Genomic DNA, 17593 nt, shown 5'->3' on the forward strand with positions numbered 1-17593 from the left:
TCAATGCGGCGCTCAACATCCGGCGCAAGGGCATACAGGAATTACAGGCGGCGGGACTCGTCGTTTCTGCCCATGGAGGCCAGCGTAAATCCGTCACACAGACGGTTGCGGCCTGAGAAGTGGGAAGCCTCGCCGTTTACGGCGGGGAGCAGTCACGTGAGTTTCTATTTTGTTTTATCCTGAGATTTATCTCCGGTCAATTTCTGAATATATTGGCTCACTGTATTCACAATAGGGTTATCAACCAGAGTATCGCCAATGATTGCCAGATAGTCTTTGCTGGTAACGGTATCTGGTGCCTCTTTTATTTCACACTGCTTGCCCCATTTATGCTGATTGCCACTAGCAGGTGTACCACTTAACAGCATGCTTGGGCTGACTAATTCAATATCAGCGGGAAGTGTTGGCAACATTTTTTGTAATGCACGAATGGTTGTTGGGTGAGGATGGCCGATAGCAATAGCTGAGCCATTCTTACGGGCAATAGAGATTGCCCGGTTTAACTGATAATGAGTTTCCGCCTCTGATTGTACATCGTCTAGAAAAATATTCCGGCGGATAACACGGACAGGCGTGCCTTGCGCTGCCTTTGTTACTTGGGAATTACCAATCGTTACACTATCGAGAAAATAGAGATGATAGCGGGACAGTGAATGCATAACTTTCTGCATTCCCGGCAAGCTTGAAGTCATGGCGCTGCCCATATGGTTATTCATTCCTACAGCATAAGGGACTTTTTGTATTGCTTGCTGGATGATACGGTCAATTTCTTCACTGCTCATTGTTGTCAGGAGTGTATCTGGCTCTAACCGTTGTTTACTGAGCGGTGCCATTGGTAGATGAATTAAGATTTCTCGTCTTTGCTTATGTGCTTTTTCCGCCATTTCCCTGCCATGTGGGGAATCTGGCAGAATGGCGATAGAAATCGCAACGGGCATCTGCAATATTTTGCTTTCATTATGAGGACGGTAGCCAAAGTCATCAATAACAATGGCCAGACGAGAGGCATTGGCTTGCAGACTCAAAAATAACAGAGCGATAGCAATGAATTTTGTGAACCAAAGTTGTCTCATCTGATTATCTCCCAAGCCATGGTTGTGGGTTTACAGCTCTTCCCTGACGGCGGATTTCGAAATAAAGTGCGGGTTGATTTTGGCCGCCGCTGTTACCGACCAGTGCGATAGGTTGCCCGGCACGAACTTGTTGACCAACGCTGACCAAGGCACTTTGATTATAGCCATAGAGACTCATATCGCCTTTACCGTGTTCTATAACGACGACCAGCCCATAGCCTTGCAACCAGTCAGCTAATAGTACCCGGCCATCGGATATCGCTTTGACTTCAGTACCTTCTGTGGCAGAAATCACCATACCTTTCCAGCGTAACTCACCTTGCAGGGCTTCCCCAAACCCATGTATCACTCGGCCGTGGACAGGCCAGATTGCCTGACCAGCCGGGCGTCCGAGGCCACCGGTACGCGCCATTAATGCACGTTCATCTTCAGTAGGTTTATAGCTAGAACCTCTTTGCTGTGCTTGCTTCTGTTTCGCTGCAACTTGCGCACGGACACGAGCTGCTTCTCTGGCTTCCCTTTCAGCACGAGCTTTCGCTTCTCGCTCTGCTTTGGCAATTTTATCTCTCAGACGGGTTTCATTTTGTTTTAACTCAGCAAGGTATTGCTGGTCTTTCTTCAGGGAAGATTCCAGCTCCGTTAGGGTTTTTTGCCGGGCATTGCGGGCAACTTCCATCTGCTGCTTTTGTTGCTGTTGTTCGGCCAGAATTTGTTTCTGTTCTTCTTGTTTTTGCTGCTCAAGTTTTTTCTGTTCAGTTAAATCAACGGTGGTTTGCTCAAGCTTAACAATAGTGTCTTGGCGGGCTTGATTAAGATAACTATAGTAAGCGAGGATGCGCTCACCACGTTTGCCTTCCTCACCTTTGAACATAAGTTCAAGCCCTTGATGTTGCCCCTGACGAAATGCTGCATCTAACTGGCGTGCCAGCATATCTTGTTGCAGTTTTTGCTGTTTTCTCAGTTTCTTGATATTGGCATTGAGAATAATAATTTCTTTATTCAGCTTACTGAGTTGAGTTTGGGTACTGTATAGAGAGCGACCAACTTTAGAAATTGTATTTTCTTGATCTTCCAGTTGACTTAACAACGTGCCGCGTTGTTGTTGTTGTTGTTGCACGCTCTTCTCTTTTTCTGCGATGTTTTGCTGAAGATCTTTAAGTTGGTTTTTATTGTCGGTAATCTGGTTGGCAAAGGTATTAAAACTGAAAACAGCAGACAGGAAAGCACAGAACAATAAGACATGGATTTTGTTCTGCCATAGGTTCTGATTGAGCCGATAATTACGGCTATATATTTCTTTGTTGTCAGCCATTTATATATACCTGTTATCTTTCAAGTTGCCCCTTTGTTGGCTGCACTCACTCACCCCGGTCACAGAGTTATCTATGCTCCCGGGGATTCGCTCCCTTGCCGTCGCGATGCATCTTGAAATCTATTGGGTATAGACATACCTTGCTACGATATACGCCATATTATTCCATGATGAACAATTACTTACCAGATGCTGTGTTGATTTTTTACACTTTCAGATAATGCTGTCTTAACATTGAAATTGGATAATAATAAACATATTAGCTACTTTAGCCTATTTATTGCCGAAATTCCTTATGTATTCAGTGTGGCAGAGAATATTCTGGGTATGAACTTAAAACCCACCACTTTCAAGATATTTTTATTTTTCTCGAAACTCTCCGCAAAATTTCATTGAGCTTGCGCTATTTGGCTGTAATTGACGCAACACAAAGGTATACTCTGGAACCTTAGCTATTTGTTATTAACCAACGGGAGTTTTTGCCCCCATGCTGCAAGAAATCATGCAATTTATTAACCAGAATATGATCCTTAGCCTCGCTTGGATTGCGTTGCTGGTTGCCGTTATTGTGACTACGGCGAGAGGTTTCTTCTCTAAAACCAAAGAGATAACCCGTGTACAAGCTATTAATTTGATCAATAAAGAAGAAGCTATCGTTGTGGATTTGCGTTCCCGTGAAGATTTCCGCAAAGGGCATATCATTGGTTCAATAAATTTGACTCCATCTGAAATTAAAGACAGCAATCTGGCAGAGTTGGAAAAACATAAAGGACAGCCTGTGATTGTTGTTTCAGCTAATGGTACTGAATCTCGTACTCCGGCTGAAAATCTTATCCGTGCTGGCTTTGAACACGTATGTTCTCTGAAAGAAGGATTAGCTGGCTGGACGGGTGAAAATTTGCCATTGGCGCGTGGTAAAAAGTAATCATTTGGGTGTGAGTGGTTACACTCACATAGAGAATTTAATAAGGACATCTAAAGAAAGGTAACAATTATTATGTCAGACCAAAACAACACAGAAATGACTTTCCAGATCCAACGTATCTATACCAAAGATATCTCTTTTGAAGCACCAAACGCGCCACAGGTGTTTCAGCAGGAATGGCAACCGGAAGTAAAACTGGACTTGGATACGGCTTCCAGTGAGTTGGCTCAAGGGGTTTATGAAGTTGTTCTGCGTGTCACTGTGACGGCAACTCTGGGTGAAGAGACTGCATTCTTATGTGAAATACAGCAAGGCGGTATTTTCTCTATCGAAGGTATCGAAGGAACCCAGCTGGCTCATTGTCTGGGTGCATATTGTCCAAATATCCTGTTCCCATATGCCCGTGAATGCATCACCAGCTTGGTGAGTCGTGGTACTTTCCCACAACTGAATCTGGCTCCGGTAAACTTTGATGCTTTGTTCATGAATTACCTGCAACAGCAGGCAGAACAATCTCAGGATGGTGAGCAGGCTCAACAGGAAGCCTAATGAATAACACTGCTTCTATGACAGTTATCGGTGCCGGTTCATACGGCACCGCATTAGCCATTACGTTAGCTCGTAATGGTCATGATGTTGTGCTCTGGGGGCATAATCCAGCGCATATTCAAGCTTTGCAGCAGGCACGTTGTAATCAGGAGTTTCTGCCGGATGTGACTTTTCCTGATAGTTTATTGCTTGAAGCAAACCTGACAAAAGCACTGGCGGCAAGCCGCAACATTCTTGTTGTCGTTCCCAGCCATGTGTTTGGTGAGGTGTTAAAGCAGGTGGAATCGCATCTGCGACCTGACTCTCGTATTGTCTGGGCAACTAAAGGCTTGGAAGCTGATACAGGCCGATTATTGCAGGATGTGGCTCGAGAGATACTCGGTAATGAAATACCGTTGGCGGTACTTTCTGGTCCAACGTTTGCCAAAGAACTTGCGGCGGGTTTACCCACTGCGATTGCTATCTCTGCTACTGAACCTGCTTTTGGTGATGAGCTTCAGCAATTATTCCATTGTGGCAAAAGTTTCCGTGTTTATAAAAACCCTGATTTTATTGGTGTTCAGCTTGGCGGTGCCGTAAAAAATGTCATTGCTATTGGCGCCGGAATATCTGACGGTATGGGATTTGGTGCTAATGCCCGCACAGCATTGATTACCCGTGGATTAACAGAAATGAGTCGTCTTGGTACAGCGCTTGGCGCTGATCCTTCCACCTTTATGGGCATGGCAGGACTGGGCGATTTGGTTTTAACTTGTACTGACAACCAATCACGTAACCGTCGCTTTGGCATGATGTTGGGGCAAGGAATAAATGTTGAAGAAGCCCAGAGCCAGATTGGGCAGGTTGTTGAAGGTTACCGCAACACCAAAGAAGTACGCGCATTGGCTGAACGTGCTGGTGTGGAGATGCCGATTGCAGAACAAATCTATCAAATACTGTATTGCAATAAAAATGTAATAGAAGCTGCTCAAGCACTGTTAGGAAGAGCCAGAAAGGATGAGAGCGATGATGTACGCTCTTAAATCAGAATAAAAATTTAAAGTAAGATAGGTTCTAATTGTGAGAGTAAACGTTATGTCACTAGAAGAATTGGACGAAGTTTGGAAGAACATAAAAACAGAAGCGAGAGCACTGGCTGAATGTGAACCGATGTTGGCCAGTTTTTTTCATGCGACGTTACTCAAGCATGAGAATCTTGGTAGTGCCTTAAGTTATATGTTGGCTAATAAACTGGCCACACCGATTATGCCGGCTATTGCTGTCAGAGAAATTGTAGAAGAAGCCTATGGCTCAGATCAGAATATGATTGTCTCAGCTGCTCGTGACATCATAGCCGTACGTTTACGTGATCCTGCGGTAGATAAATACTCGACTCCTCTGCTTTACCTCAAGGGATTTCATGCTTTGCAAGCCTATCGTATTGCCCATTGGATATGGGGAGAGGGAAGAAAAGCATTAGCGATTTACCTGCAAAACCAGATTTCAATGTCTTTTAGCGTTGATATTCATCCGGCGGCGAAGATTGGCTGTGGCATCATGCTTGACCATGCTACCGGTATTGTCATTGGTGAAACAGCTGTGGTGGAGAATGATGTTTCTATCCTGCAATCTGTAACCCTTGGTGGTACAGGTAAATCAGGGGGTGATCGTCACCCTAAAGTCAGGGAAGGAGTGATGATTGGCGCAGGTTCAAAAATACTTGGCAATATCGAAATTGGTCGTGGGGCAAAAATTGGCGCCGGTTCGGTTGTCCTTCGCTCTGTACCTCCACACACAACAGCTGCTGGTGTACCTGCCCGGATTGTTGGTAAACCTGAAAGCGAAAAGCCATCACTGGATATGAACCAGCACTTTAATGGAATCAACCATGGTTTTGAGTATGGTGATGGGATTTGATTTTTTGAACAACTGTATTGAGAAATATTGTTCACAAAGCTGAATACTCAAAAATGCCGTGTTTAATGGGTTAGATGCACGGCATTAACTTTAGTCAATGGCAATTACTCTTTCAATAAAGCACCTGAATAACCCAATTGCCGCCAGGCTTCAAAAACCACAACAGCAACTGAATTAGAGAGATTCATACTGCGGCTGTCCGCCAGCATTGGAATACGGATCTTTTGTTGGGGGGGCATATTATCCAAAACATAAGATGGTAGCCCTCTGGTCTCTGGCCCGAACATCAAATAATCCCCATCCTGATAACTTACCGCACTGTGTGCTGATGTTCCTTTCGTCGTCAGAGCAAACAAACGGGCAGAAAACTCTCCTGTAAACCCTTCATTCTCTAAAAAAGCGTAATAATCATGATGTTGCTTGATATTGGCAAACTCATGATAATCCAGCCCGGCGCGGCGTAGCCTTTTATCATCCCAGGTAAAACCCAGAGGCTGAATCAGATGCAACTGAAAGCCGGTGTTAGCACAAAGACGAATAATATTACCGGTATTAGGTGGGATTTCAGGTTCAAATAAAACGATGTTTAGCATATGCCCCCCAGAAACAAGGGGCACAGATTAGCAGAAATTGAGTAGGGATGCAGAGGGGATTTCATCTCTGGTTTATCTGTTGGAAAATCTTTCAGAAATTGCTCATCACTCGGATATATTCATTTGTTTGTGGCTACAATATGGCTATTATATACCCTTCATCTTTCAAGCTGCTGCTTTGTTGGCTGCGTTCACTTGCCGCCGCGCTGCAATTTGAAATCTATTGGGTATAGACAAAAAATGAGGGGGTTTTTTATGGCTGATACTGTTGTACGTGCCCGTGTTAACTCTAAATCCAAAGCGGCGGCGATGGCTAATGCGAAAGCCATGGGACTGAATCTTTCCACTATAATTCGTATGGTGGTTAATCGTCTGGCTGTTGAGCCAGAATTACCTACTGAGTTGCTGCAACTTAATCAGGAGACATTACAGGCTATTCGAGATCTGGAAAATGGCGTAGATGTTCATCGAGTTGATACGATAGATGAACTAAAGCGTGATCTTGGATGGTAAATAATGTTAAAGATTGTTTATCAGAGTCGCTTCAAAAAAGATGCAAAGCGTTATGATAATAATAAAAAGGCTCAATCTGTTATCTTGAAAGCTATTGAGCTTTTACAGACTGGTGAACCTTTACCAGAGCGTTACCGTGAACATTCATTAGCAGGCCAATATATTGGCTACCTTGAATGTCACGGAGCGCCGGATATTTTGCTTATTTATCAGCGTACAAGGACTGAATTAAAACTATATCGGGTGGGTAGTCATTCGGATTTATTCTGAATCTTACTCCTTATTAACTTACTTAAGGAACCAGACAGTATAGAGAGATACATCTCAATTAGAGCGAAAACCATTGGGGTTATTCATCTGCCAGTTCCAGCTATCGCGCATCATATCGTCAATATTGCGTGTTGCTTGCCAGCCGAGAATTTCATGGGCTTTGGATGGATCAGACCAACACTCAGCAATATCTCCAGGGCGTCTATTTGTAATTTTGTGAGGAATCTTCTTACCTGCGGCTTTCTCAAAAGCATGAAGCAATTCAAGTACAGAATAACCGGTCCCGGTTCCTAAATTGAAAACTTCATAGGATGGCTGTTTATCCAGATAGTTAATAGCAGCAATATGGCCTTCAGCCAAATCCATCACATGAATATAATCACGAACACCGGTGCCATCTTTGGTTGGATAATCATTGCCATAGCGAACAAAAATGCCCGAATTGTTTGGGCCTTGGTTAACCAGCAGTCACTTTATGGACCACGATGAGTTATCAATGATATAATAGAAGTCCATAAGTCGATGTATTGGCAGGTAGAACCGACTCTCTGTGAACCTAATAAATAACTCAGTTTATCGATGACTGTTGAAATAATGAGGGTAGAGAGTGCGGATTTTCATCAGGACTCATTGAAGCCGGATATATGTTTTCGACTACGTTGTCAGAAAATTTTATTCACCCACTTGAATTGAATCGGTATCCATATAGTTATTTAGAACAAAGCTTAACAATATAAAAAAGAATGTTACACCAATATATCCATTTATCCATTATGTATAAATAACCCCAAAAAATAATCACTGTCTTTTAGATAATCTAAGTGACTTAATAAGATAAAAAAATAGTAAAAAATCGTAACGATGTTAATGATAGCAGGTGATGATTCATAAATTAACTCTTTAAACAGCTGGATGCTAAAACACCGAATGAATTATTTAAGGGAATACGAAAATGTTTACTTCCAGATTAATGAGGTTGCACTTATTATGTGAATCTACCGAGTGTATCTATTTGTTACAGTCACGATAGAGAAATTAATCTTTAACTGAAAGAGCTGAACTTTGTAATCTACAGAGCCTATTCTTATTAATCATATAGTGGCTTAAGAAGCTAACGGTGTTTTTAAGCTCATCAGCCGCAGTTTTACATTGTGGTGAGGAAAAAACAGATGTCGGATAGATTTAAGCAAGCTTACGATACATTAAAATTTGTCTTGCAAGAATAGGGGAAGAACGGGTTCTCCCCATTCTTTAGGAGATAGGGTTTCGAGGGTGTCAGAGATAATACTATTCGTTTTCCCATTCTTTTATTTGTTCATCTGTATACCCTCGATGAAATCGATAGCGCCATGGGTACGCTTTTATTGCCGGATTATTGTGATGCCTTAATATACTAGATTTACATATTTGTTTTGCTGGGTGTCCAGATGCCAACATACCAGGTTTAACAGAGTCTTTCACTATGGAACCTACGGCAATAACTGAGTCCTTTCCAAGTGTAATTCCGGGCATTAAAACAGCTTTAGATGCTACAACAACATAATCCTCAATAGTAATCCCTTTTAACTCTTCACTTGGTGGTGTTGGATCGTTAGTGAGAAGTACCCCAGGGAACATCCACACAAATTGGCCGATCTTAGAAAGCTTACCAACATGTACATCGGCATGCATTTTTGTATAGTCACCAATGCTACAGTCGCCTTGGATATCTCCACGAGAACCGATTTGGCAGTTAGAACCAATTACACTGTTTTCTCTAACTGTAACATAATGGCCTGTATTAAACTTGTCACCAATAATTGACCCTATGTAAAGGACTGAATGACTCCGAATACATGATGATTTTCCTATTTCTAAAGTATTAGTCTTAGCTAATGGAGTTGCCAATCCAATCTCACAATAGTTGCCAATTTTTGTATTATCGCCGATATGAACACCAGGGTGGATAATACAAAATGCACCTATTTCTACATTATCTCCTATAATTGCATTAGGAGAAATGAAAGCTGTTTCATGAATCATTGGATACCTCTTATGCTGTACTGCCAGCATCAACAGTTAATACAGTTCCGGTAACCAAATTAGCACCGTCACTTAGCAAATAAACTACAGCATGCGCGACATCATCAGGTGAAGCTAATTTCTTCATGGGGCTGCGCCTGACAATTGATGCGAGTTTTTCTTCCTGAAGTCCACTAGTCATGTCTGTAGACATATAACCAGGTGATACACTGTTTACCGTTATATTAGCCTTACCTAACTCCCGTGATAATGATTTAGTTAACCCGTTTAATGCTGACTTAGATGCTCCGTACACAGATAATCCATTAAAGCCAGTATTTGCAATAATAGAAGATATATTAATAATCCTACCTTCTTGGTTGATTAACATACAGCGACTTGCATATTTAGTAAGTAGTATAGGAGCCTCAATATTGACCTTTATAAGCTCTGTGATTTGGCTTTCATGCATTGTTGCAAGTACCCCATCATAACCAAGAGCTGCATTATTTATGAGTCCATAAAGGCGACCATATTTTTTAACCAACGTACTGATAAAAAATTTAATCGCATGGGTATCAGAAAGGTCAAATTGTTCAAAAAATAAATTATGAGAAAATTCATTTTGAAGTAATTCTAATTCAGGTGTATTTTTTCTCCCTGAGGCAATTACATTATACCCAGATAATAACAATCTATTAGCTATAGCTAATCCAAGTCCTCTTGTTGCACCTGTTACTAGCACTAATTTATTCATTTCTAGTCAACTTCCCAGTTTGATTCAGTTTTATATCGTCAACCACTTTAAAGGAAAACGGAATCATGTATTTTTCTAATTGTTCATGACAATACTTTTTAAGTTTTCCAATGAACTCATTTTTATCGTAAATTGAATTATCGATAATAATATTAGCTTGTACTAAGCTTCCAAGAATTGGGTTCTTTTTAGCACTAACGCTGGCGAGTATGACTCCTGGAAAATCCATCAAAACACGTTCAACATGTTCAGGATGGACTTTGTTTCCTCCTACATTAATTGTTCCACTCTCTCGACCTTCATAATAACAACGGTTACCGGAAACCTTGATAAGATCACCAGTGTCAACATATCCGTCATTTACATCAGGAAAGGTATTATCAATATAGCCTTCTGATTTTGAAGCTGATTTTATTAATAACGTGTTTTTATCACTTATCTTCAATGACACATTAGGTAATGCACTGTGAAGATATTCTATTGGGAAACCAGGCAACCCATCATTGACAGAAAAACCAGAGCCAGTTTCTGTAGAAGCATAGATATGTCTTATTTTTGCTTTTGGGAATGCCAGAGATAGTGCTTTTAGAATATTTCCATCTGCAATTTCACCACCTAAAGTGATCGCTTTTAATCTAAGCTCCTTAAATTCAGGAATCATTAATATCTTCCGCCATAGAGTAGGAGTCGCAGAAAGACAATTTACTGAATGTGTGGATAATAATTCAACTCTCTCGGTTAATGACAGTGTATTTTCTGCAAAAACTAGGGTATTAAGAGAGATAAATGATTGTAAGAATACCTGAAGTCCAGCAAATCGCTGTATTCCGTATAATAGTCCCCAAACATTATCATCTGAATTTCTATGTCCTGTTTTGACTGTGTTTGTGAGGCTCTTTAGATTATGTTTGACCAGTTTGGGGGAGCCTGTCGTTCCTGATGTGGTTAGAATCCATGTTGTATTTATATCATCTAAAGTGACGAATTTCTCAACTGATTCAAAAGCCAGATTGTTTATGTTATATGATTTGAAATTAGGATGGTAGAAATCATAATCTGATATAATCAGGTCTGACTCTGTTTTGTTTAGAAAATAGCTTATATTTTCATGACTTTCTTCAAATGGAAGGATAGCTATATGACTTGCTATACCATCCAAAAAAATTAACCATTTCGCTAAGGCTAGGTTATTTTTTATAATTAAGCTAATTTTCTTTCTTGCTACAAATTGTAAAAAATGGCAAAGTGCTTCTTTCTCTTCTTTTAAGTCGAGAATGGTGATAATACTTTCTTGCGACACGAATAATGTTTTTTCCACATTTACATTATTAACAAATTCGAATAATTTCATTATATATGACTTTCTTAATATTGATGATAAATGTCCACAAAATCCTTGAAAGTTGTCGGGTACACCGCATTATCCATAACTGAGAACGGGTCATAGCCCAATTCTTCTTCTAGTCGGGCGACTAGGATGGCAAATCCTAGAGAATCTAAACCACTTTCTAACAGAATAGTATCATCACTCAATTCACCAGTAAGTTGGGAATTTGTCATTTCTAATGCTTCGTGGAAAACTTCTGTTATTTTATTGCGCAATTCAGGCATGTTAATACCCCTCCCTCTTCCTTAAATTATTTTAACACTAAATAATACTATTATAATATATAATGTCAACCCTTATCCTAATATAACGTTTATTAGGATAAGGGGGGCACTCTAGTTTAAACTTCTTAACGAGTTCATAGTGCGACCAAATTTCTGTGAGTAAAATGATCAAAGATATCCTCTAACTAATTGTTTCAAATAATAGATTACTTTGAGGGTACTTAATCCAGTTTTAGAGATTTGATCAATAGTTAATACAAACGCCGGGAAACAAAGAAATGCTTGGCTAATAATTCTAAATTTATTCTGATTTATTTGTTGGTTTACTCACTTAATAGCGTGTCTACCACTGGCGGGTAGGATCACATAACTTGCTATCACATGTGGCAGTTGTTAAAGAAAGTTCGTCACTTTATGGAAAAAGTTAGTTCTTTTCTCGGTAATCAATATGGAAAAACCGGAGTGAGATAATATTAGGATTACTTCTTTAGTGTATGAGTGATGCTCACCCTTATAGCATAACATAGAGAGATAAGAATTGAGCTGAAAGATAACAGGTATATTTTAATTAATAATTAATAGAAGTACCTAACTAATTACAACAACAGAAACTGAATTAGAAAAAAAGCTCAATCTGTTATCTTGAAAACCATTGAGCTTTTACAGACTGGTGAACTTTTACCAGAATGTTACCGTGAATATTCATTAGCAGTTCAATATATTGGCTACCTTGAATGTCACGGAGCGCCGGATATTTTGCTTATTTATCAGCGTACAAGGACTGAATTAAAACTATATCGAGTGGGTAGTCATTCAGATTTATTCTGAATCTTACTCCTTATTAACTTATTAAAGAACCAGACAGTATAGAGAGATACATCTCAATTAGAGCGAAAACCATTGGGGTTATTCATCTGCCAGTTCCAGCTATCGCGCATCATATCATCAATATTACGTGTTGCTTGCCAGCCGAGAATTTCATGGGCTTTGGATGGATCAGACCAACACTCAGCAATATCTCCAGGGCGTCTATCTGTAATTTTGTGAGGAATCTTTTTACCTGCGGCTTTCTCAAAAGCATGAAGCAATTCAAGTACAGAATAACCGGTCCCGGTTCCTAAATTGAAAACTTCATAGGATGGTTGTTTATCCAGATAGTCAATAGCAGCAATATGGCCTTCAGCCAAATCCATCACATGAATATAATCACGAACACCGGTGCCATCTTTGGTTGGGTAATCATTGCCATAGACTGATAAACATTCCAGACGACCAATAGCAACCTGAGTGATATAAGGCAGCAGATTATTGGGAATACCGTTAGGATCTTCGCCAATCATACCTGATGGATGAGCACCAACAGGATTGAAATATCTTAGACTGGTGATTTTGAAACTTGGCTCGGCAGCGGCAAAATCTTTTAGAACTTGCTCGACCATCAGTTTAGAAGTGCCATAAGGATTAGTTGTACCGCCTACTTTGGCATTTTCAGTTAGAGGGACAAACTCAGGATCGCCATAAACCGTTGCAGATGAGCTGAAAATCAGTTGATATACGCCATTGGCACGCATAGCCTGCAACAGAACCAGGGTACCAGTAACATTATTCTGATAATACTCAAGTGGTTTTCTGGTGGATTCACCAACTGCTTTTAATCCAGCAAAATGGATGACGGTGTCTATTTTATTTTCTTGAAAAATCTTATTTAATAAATTTAGGTCAAGAACATCACCTTGGTAGAACTTTACTGATTTGCCTGTGAGTTTTTCAACTCGGCGAAGAGATTCAGGTGATGAATTGCAGAGATTATCAATAACAACAACATCAGCTCCTCTTTCCAGAAGTGCTAATACTGTGTGTGAGCCGATGTAGCCGGCTCCGCCGGTGATTAAAGTAATCATTTAAATCCTTTAATTAAATTTTATTACATAAATAATTGGTGTACTTATTATGAGAGTTAATTACTTTAATGATCAATGAAAGGGCGTATGTAATTCAGATATAAAAAATTCAATGTCATGTTTTCTGGCTTGGATTACATCAAAGTCAAGCTTTTTTTGGGCTTTCCAAACTAGATCACATATCCCATCTGTTGGTGCGAATGCTGCTGGCGCTTTTAATAGCAATCGGCGAATTTTCTCGTGATCAGAACTGTGGCATGCATCTGCTAACTCGACTAAAAGTTCACGTAATATCGGCCATGGTAACATGTTTTCTTGAGCAGTCATGATACGCGGGTGAGCAGTGTTATTTACTGCATCGCCAATGAGTAATTCTTCAAATAACTTTTCACCTGGGCGAAGTCCTACAACTTCTACTTCTATATCTCCTTCTGGGTTCTGTTTGTTTTTCAATGTTAGGCCACTTAATCTAATCATACGGTGAGCTAAATCAAGGATCTTAACAGGATTGCCCATATCAAGTACAAAGACATCTCCTCCAGTACCCATGGCTCCAGCTTGAATGACTAATTGGGAAGCTTCTGGAATTGTCATAAAGTAACGAATAATATCGGGATGAGTCACAGTGATGGGGCCACCATTTAGAATTTGCTTGCGAAACAGTGGAACGACAGAACCTGATGATCCCAATACATTGCCAAAACGAACCATACAAAAACGGGTTTGGTTTTGTGCTTCAGCTAAAGCTTGCAAAATCAATTCTGCCAAGCGCTTAGTAGCTCCCATAGTATTGGTAGAACGAACTGCTTTATCCGTTGAAATGAGCACAAAGGTTTCGACACCCGCTTTTATAGCCGCTTGAGCGCTATAAAGAGTACCAAATATATTGTTACGTATTCCTTCGACTACGTTATATTCAACTAAAGGAACATGCTTATAAGCCGCCGCATGATAGACAGTTTGAATTTGAAAGCTAGCCATTGCAGTACTTAAACGACACTGATGCTGAACTGAACCTAGAAGAGGTATGATCTCAGTTTTAATATTTTCACGATGGCATTGTTCATTAAGTTCTTTGTCAATTGCGTAAAGGTTATATTCAGATAATTCAAATAATACTAACTTAGCCGGTTTACAGCGTAATATTTGACGACATAGCTCAGAACCAATAGAGCCGCCAGCTCCTGTCACCATAACATACTTATTCGTTATATTTGCATTCATTAATTCAGGTATTGGTTCTACAGGATCACGTCCTAATAGATCTTCTATAGAAACCTTTTTTAATTCATCAATAAATGCATTCCCTTTTACTAAGTCAGTCATACCTGGGATAGAAAGAACTTCACACGGAAAATGTTCTAAGCGGTGGATGACATTTTGACGTGTTGACCTAGGTGCACTAGGTATTGCTAATAATATCTTCTTAATGTTAAAACGAAGAATTAATTCATCAATATTCTCAGCGGGATAGACACTAATTCCTTGAATCATTGTCTTATGTAGGGTTATATCATCGTCAACAAATGCGACAGGAAAATACTCTTGTCCTTGATTTAAGGCTAATTGTAATTGTCGGCCTGATGAACCGGCACCGTAGATCAATACAGGAATTCTATTGTTTTTATTTCTATTAACCAACATTTGGAAAAATAATCTGACGCCACCGACTAGCAGTATAGCAAATGCGAAATAAATTATAGGTACAGTACGTGGTAGAGAGATGCTAAAAAAGAAAGCCGATATTACTAATAATATAGTAGATACCGAAATTCCTAAGGCTACTGTCCATAAAACTTTAAAACCTACATAGCGCAATACTGCTCGATATAGTCCTAATTTTATAAAAACTAGTATAGTCACTGGCGTGAGTATTGCTAACAGTCCCCATTGAGGTAAATTAGAAATGGGAATTTGTGCATCAAGACGAACCCAATATCCGCCCCAAAAAGCAATACTCAATAGTCCTATGTCCACTAAAATAGAAATAGTTCGTTTGAGTTTTCGTGAAAGCGCAAGAAAATAAATTAACATTATATTTTATGCCTATTAATTTGCATGGTTGAGGTTAATATTGCTGTTTTGAGTAGTTGTAACATTAAAATACATGAGAAAAGACTATTAATATTTGACCCTATCGCCAGAACCTTTACCAGCAACTGTTTGGGTAATGTATTTGAAATAATCAGTTAATGTGAGTGAATTAATCATATTAGCATCCATTTCAGCTAATAATTTTGGTGTAGACATATCCACTGTGTTCACTTGTGCTAACCCTGTAATTCCTGGTTTCACATTAAATACATTAAGCAGTTTTCTTTCAGTGATGAGTTCTTCTTGATTAAAGAGACAAGGTCGAGGTCCGACAAGGCTCATTTCCCCTTTCAACACATTCCATAATTGTGGTAGCTCGTCTAACTTACTTTTACGTAAGAAACTACCGAATCTAGTAATAGAGGATGCATTAACTAGATGGCTCGCAACAGAAGCGGTATTAATTTTCATAGTGCGAAACTTAACCAAGGTGAATGGCTTGAGATTTCTACCTACTCTGATTTGACAAAATAGAGGAGAACCTGTGTCGAAATACCCAATAATCATTAAACCTATTAGTATAGGAGATGAACAGATTAAGCCTATTAGGGAAAAAATAATGTCTAATATACGAATAAGGAAACTAGTCATAGGAATATTTAAAGTTATTGATTGAATTTTACAGTTGTAGTTTTAATTAACTGCTGTTCCATTGTAACAGGAGGAACCCAATTTAAAGTATATTTTGTATGGGAAATATCTATCTGCAAAGAATTACACAAACGTTCAGCAACTGATTTTTTCCCAATTATTCCAGCGACGAAACGAATAAAACCCATTGGTATAGGAATAAGTTTAGATGGTTTACCTAAAGCATTAGCTATTTTTTTCATAAATTCTGTGGTGGATACATCTTGATCATCACTAATCAGGAATGTTTGGTTTGCTGCATTAGGATGATCAATACAGGTAATGACAAGGTCCACTAGATTATCCAGCGCAACAAAGCTACGCTTATTATGAATAGCTCCTAATGGTAACCAGCGTTCAGTAGTTATGGCATTTACCAGTTTACCAAAATTCCCTGGGGCATTGGGACCGTAGACAAGTGGTGGTCTAATGACAGTGATTTCCATACCTGTTGTTGCCTGTATATCCCATAATCCAACTTCAGCTTCATATTTTGACTGTGAATAGAAATCCCATGGTGATGGTAGATCTGATATTCTGAAAGGATGATCAATAGTTCTTCTACCGTTCACACCAATAGTGCTGATGAAAATAAATCTATTAACTCCAGCTTGTGCTGCTTGGCGCGCTAAATTCAGTGTACCTTCTGTATTGACTTCTCTATATGCTGCTAACGGGTCTAATGAGGAATCATTCGTTATATGGACTCGAGCAGCAGAATGGATTACAACGTTAACATCCTTAAGTGCTAGTGAATAATCTGTGTTGGCGTCAATGGAACCACTAAAGAAATCGGCTAATTGATTAGCTGGACGGACACGACCAAAAGTCCTAAAGGATTTTCTTGATAATTTATCAAGAATTGAGCTACCAACGAATCCAGTACTGCCAGTTAAAAGAATCATTATGATAATTTTCCCTTTTTAATCTTTTTGGATATTCATTAATCATTCAAAAATTCATCAAATGTTGTTTACTAGATAAAGGTGTTACTGGTTTTTGGAAGGATTAGTAGCATCCAGTATTCATTCATGAATCTATATGGAATGATCTTACTTATAAAGTATAAAAATTAATCAGCTAAATAAAATCTATGGTTGTTCCTAATTAGATAATTTATATGAAAATTCCTTCTTCATACATGTTATGATGATAGAGTTTCATTAATTTGGCAGCCGGGTTTTCAGCGTAACGTAGCGATTATTGAGATGAATGAAAATGATTGTAAATAACATCAGCTCCTTTTTCTAAAAGTGCTAATGCTGAGTGGGAATCGATGTAACCGGCTGTATCAACAATACTAACAGTATAAGGTATCTTAATATTGGATTTTTTCTTATCTAAATAACTTTTCAAAATAATAGATCACTTGGAGGGAACTCAGTCCGATTTTTGCGATCTGATCAATTGCGAAAAATCCCAAACCCCAACACGGACTGAGTGATGCCTATCATAGCACCTATACCTC

Annotated in this window: 18 protein-coding genes and 2 pseudogenes; 8 read left to right on the forward strand and 12 right to left on the reverse strand. The window is 39.4% G+C overall.

Features of this window, described 5'->3' with window-relative positions; translation table 11 throughout:
• A pseudogene (locus tag AM629_RS18260) lies at positions 1-116 on the forward strand (RNA-guided endonuclease InsQ/TnpB family protein); the annotation flags it as partial.
• 48 nt (positions 117-164) lie between these two features.
• Here AM629_RS18260 and AM629_RS18265 read toward each other — a convergent pair.
• Positions 165-1073: a divergent polysaccharide deacetylase family protein gene (locus tag AM629_RS18265; protein ID WP_054480838.1), complete on the reverse strand. Its 909-nt coding sequence runs from the start codon at positions 1071-1073 to the stop codon at positions 165-167.
• Between the two features lie 4 nt (positions 1074-1077).
• Entirely contained in the window at positions 1078-2385 is a 1308-nt protein-coding gene (envC, locus tag AM629_RS18270) for a murein hydrolase activator EnvC (protein WP_054480840.1), read from the reverse strand.
• 487 nt (positions 2386-2872) lie between these two features.
• On the opposite strand from envC, the gene AM629_RS18275 reads away from it, so the two are divergent.
• From AM629_RS18275 to cysE, 4 genes are all read left to right on the forward strand, one after another.
• Positions 2873-3310 (forward strand): rhodanese-like domain-containing protein, encoded by a 438-nt coding sequence (locus AM629_RS18275; RefSeq protein WP_054480842.1) that lies wholly within the window; start codon positions 2873-2875, stop codon positions 3308-3310.
• A 72-nt stretch (positions 3311-3382) separates the two neighbouring features.
• Positions 3383-3859: a protein-export chaperone SecB gene (gene secB, locus AM629_RS18280; protein WP_015836413.1), complete on the forward strand. Its 477-nt coding sequence runs from the start codon at positions 3383-3385 to the stop codon at positions 3857-3859.
• Complete coding sequence (gpsA, locus tag AM629_RS18285) at positions 3859-4881, forward strand: NAD(P)H-dependent glycerol-3-phosphate dehydrogenase (RefSeq protein WP_054480844.1); 1023 nt, start codon at positions 3859-3861, stop codon at positions 4879-4881. Before secB ends, gpsA begins: the two co-directional genes overlap by 1 nt.
• Positions 4882-4933: 52 nt before the next feature.
• Positions 4934-5755, forward strand: coding sequence for a serine O-acetyltransferase (cysE, locus tag AM629_RS18290; protein WP_054480846.1), 822 nt, complete (start codon positions 4934-4936; stop codon positions 5753-5755).
• 104 nt (positions 5756-5859) lie between these two features.
• On the opposite strand, the gene trmL is transcribed toward cysE, so the two are convergent.
• Positions 5860-6348, reverse strand: a complete 489-nt coding sequence (gene trmL, locus AM629_RS18295; RefSeq protein WP_054480848.1) for a tRNA (uridine(34)/cytosine(34)/5-carboxymethylaminomethyluridine(34)-2'-O)-methyltransferase TrmL — start codon at positions 6346-6348, stop codon at positions 5860-5862.
• A 255-nt stretch (positions 6349-6603) separates the two neighbouring features.
• On the opposite strand from trmL, the gene AM629_RS18305 reads away from it, so the two are divergent.
• The gene (locus AM629_RS18305; RefSeq protein ID WP_054480851.1) at positions 6604-6861 is read left to right on the forward strand and encodes a type II toxin-antitoxin system RelB/DinJ family antitoxin; all 258 of its coding nucleotides are present in this window, start codon (positions 6604-6606) and stop codon (positions 6859-6861) included.
• A 3-nt stretch (positions 6862-6864) separates the two neighbouring features.
• A complete protein-coding gene (locus tag AM629_RS18310) occupies positions 6865-7131 on the forward strand; it encodes a type II toxin-antitoxin system RelE/ParE family toxin (protein WP_054480853.1) in 267 nt (88 codons plus the stop codon).
• Positions 7132-7185: 54 nt separating this feature from the next.
• Here AM629_RS18310 and AM629_RS18315 read toward each other — a convergent pair.
• From AM629_RS18315 to AM629_RS18335, 5 genes and pseudogenes are all read right to left on the reverse strand, one after another.
• Positions 7186-7554: pseudogene (locus AM629_RS18315) on the reverse strand (GDP-mannose 4,6-dehydratase); the annotation flags it as partial.
• An 864-nt stretch (positions 7555-8418) separates the two neighbouring features.
• The gene (locus tag AM629_RS18320; protein WP_054480856.1) at positions 8419-9153 is read right to left on the reverse strand and encodes an acyltransferase; all 735 of its coding nucleotides are present in this window, start codon (positions 9151-9153) and stop codon (positions 8419-8421) included.
• Positions 9154-9163: 10 nt separating this feature from the next.
• Positions 9164-9889, reverse strand: coding sequence for an SDR family NAD(P)-dependent oxidoreductase (locus tag AM629_RS18325; RefSeq protein ID WP_054480858.1), 726 nt, complete (start codon positions 9887-9889; stop codon positions 9164-9166).
• The gene (locus AM629_RS18330) at positions 9882-11240 is read right to left on the reverse strand and encodes an AMP-binding protein (RefSeq protein ID WP_054480860.1); all 1359 of its coding nucleotides are present in this window, start codon (positions 11238-11240) and stop codon (positions 9882-9884) included. Before AM629_RS18330 ends, AM629_RS18325 begins: the two co-directional genes overlap by 8 nt.
• A 14-nt stretch (positions 11241-11254) precedes the next feature.
• A complete protein-coding gene (locus AM629_RS18335; RefSeq protein ID WP_149616352.1) occupies positions 11255-11500 on the reverse strand; it encodes an acyl carrier protein in 246 nt (81 codons plus the stop codon).
• 615 nt (positions 11501-12115) lie between these two features.
• Here AM629_RS18335 and AM629_RS22575 point away from each other — a divergent pair.
• The gene (locus tag AM629_RS22575; RefSeq protein WP_072161936.1) at positions 12116-12328 is read left to right on the forward strand and encodes a type II toxin-antitoxin system RelE/ParE family toxin; all 213 of its coding nucleotides are present in this window, start codon (positions 12116-12118) and stop codon (positions 12326-12328) included.
• 53 nt (positions 12329-12381) lie between these two features.
• On the opposite strand, the gene galE is transcribed toward AM629_RS22575, so the two are convergent.
• From galE to AM629_RS18355, 4 genes are all read right to left on the reverse strand, one after another.
• Entirely contained in the window at positions 12382-13401 is a 1020-nt protein-coding gene (galE, locus tag AM629_RS18340) for a UDP-glucose 4-epimerase GalE (RefSeq protein ID WP_054480863.1), read from the reverse strand.
• 72 nt (positions 13402-13473) lie between these two features.
• Positions 13474-15435, reverse strand: a complete 1962-nt coding sequence (locus tag AM629_RS18345; RefSeq protein ID WP_054480865.1) for a polysaccharide biosynthesis protein — start codon at positions 15433-15435, stop codon at positions 13474-13476.
• Between the two features lie 87 nt (positions 15436-15522).
• Entirely contained in the window at positions 15523-16086 is a 564-nt protein-coding gene (locus AM629_RS18350; RefSeq protein ID WP_054480867.1) for a sugar transferase, read from the reverse strand.
• Positions 16087-16100: 14 nt separating this feature from the next.
• Positions 16101-17030, reverse strand: a complete 930-nt coding sequence (locus AM629_RS18355) for an NAD-dependent epimerase/dehydratase family protein (protein ID WP_054480868.1) — start codon at positions 17028-17030, stop codon at positions 16101-16103.
• Positions 17031-17593 lie beyond the last annotated feature (563 nt).

The organism is Photorhabdus heterorhabditis (assembly GCF_001280945.1).
Taxonomy (GTDB): Bacteria; Pseudomonadota; Gammaproteobacteria; order Enterobacterales; family Enterobacteriaceae; genus Photorhabdus; species Photorhabdus heterorhabditis.

Excerpts from the sequence above, each read along its gene's own strand:
- AM629_RS18265 (WP_054480838.1), bottom strand. The coding sequence starts at position 1,073 with ATGAGACAACTTTGGTTCACAAAATTCATTGCTATCGCTCTGTTATTT.
- envC (WP_054480840.1), bottom strand. The coding sequence starts at position 2,385 with ATGGCTGACAACAAAGAAATATATAGCCGTAATTATCGGCTCAATCAG.
- AM629_RS18275 (WP_054480842.1), top strand. The coding sequence starts at position 2,873 with ATGCTGCAAGAAATCATGCAATTTATTAACCAGAATATGATCCTTAGC.
- secB (WP_015836413.1), top strand. The coding sequence starts at position 3,383 with ATGTCAGACCAAAACAACACAGAAATGACTTTCCAGATCCAACGTATC.
- gpsA (WP_054480844.1), top strand. The coding sequence starts at position 3,859 with ATGAATAACACTGCTTCTATGACAGTTATCGGTGCCGGTTCATACGGC.
- cysE (WP_054480846.1), top strand. The coding sequence starts at position 4,934 with ATGTCACTAGAAGAATTGGACGAAGTTTGGAAGAACATAAAAACAGAA.
- trmL (WP_054480848.1), bottom strand. The coding sequence starts at position 6,348 with ATGCTAAACATCGTTTTATTTGAACCTGAAATCCCACCTAATACCGGT.
- AM629_RS18305 (WP_054480851.1), top strand. The coding sequence starts at position 6,604 with ATGGCTGATACTGTTGTACGTGCCCGTGTTAACTCTAAATCCAAAGCG.
- AM629_RS18310 (WP_054480853.1), top strand. The coding sequence starts at position 6,865 with ATGTTAAAGATTGTTTATCAGAGTCGCTTCAAAAAAGATGCAAAGCGT.
- AM629_RS18320 (WP_054480856.1), bottom strand. The coding sequence starts at position 9,153 with ATGATTCATGAAACAGCTTTCATTTCTCCTAATGCAATTATAGGAGAT.
- AM629_RS18325 (WP_054480858.1), bottom strand. The coding sequence starts at position 9,889 with ATGAATAAATTAGTGCTAGTAACAGGTGCAACAAGAGGACTTGGATTA.
- AM629_RS18330 (WP_054480860.1), bottom strand. The coding sequence starts at position 11,240 with ATGAAATTATTCGAATTTGTTAATAATGTAAATGTGGAAAAAACATTA.
- AM629_RS18335 (WP_149616352.1), bottom strand. The coding sequence starts at position 11,500 with ATGCCTGAATTGCGCAATAAAATAACAGAAGTTTTCCACGAAGCATTA.
- galE (WP_054480863.1), bottom strand. The coding sequence starts at position 13,401 with ATGATTACTTTAATCACCGGCGGAGCCGGCTACATCGGCTCACACACA.
- AM629_RS18345 (WP_054480865.1), bottom strand. The coding sequence starts at position 15,435 with ATGTTAATTTATTTTCTTGCGCTTTCACGAAAACTCAAACGAACTATT.
- AM629_RS18350 (WP_054480867.1), bottom strand. The coding sequence starts at position 16,086 with ATGACTAGTTTCCTTATTCGTATATTAGACATTATTTTTTCCCTAATA.
- AM629_RS18355 (WP_054480868.1), bottom strand. The coding sequence starts at position 17,030 with ATGATTCTTTTAACTGGCAGTACTGGATTCGTTGGTAGCTCAATTCTT.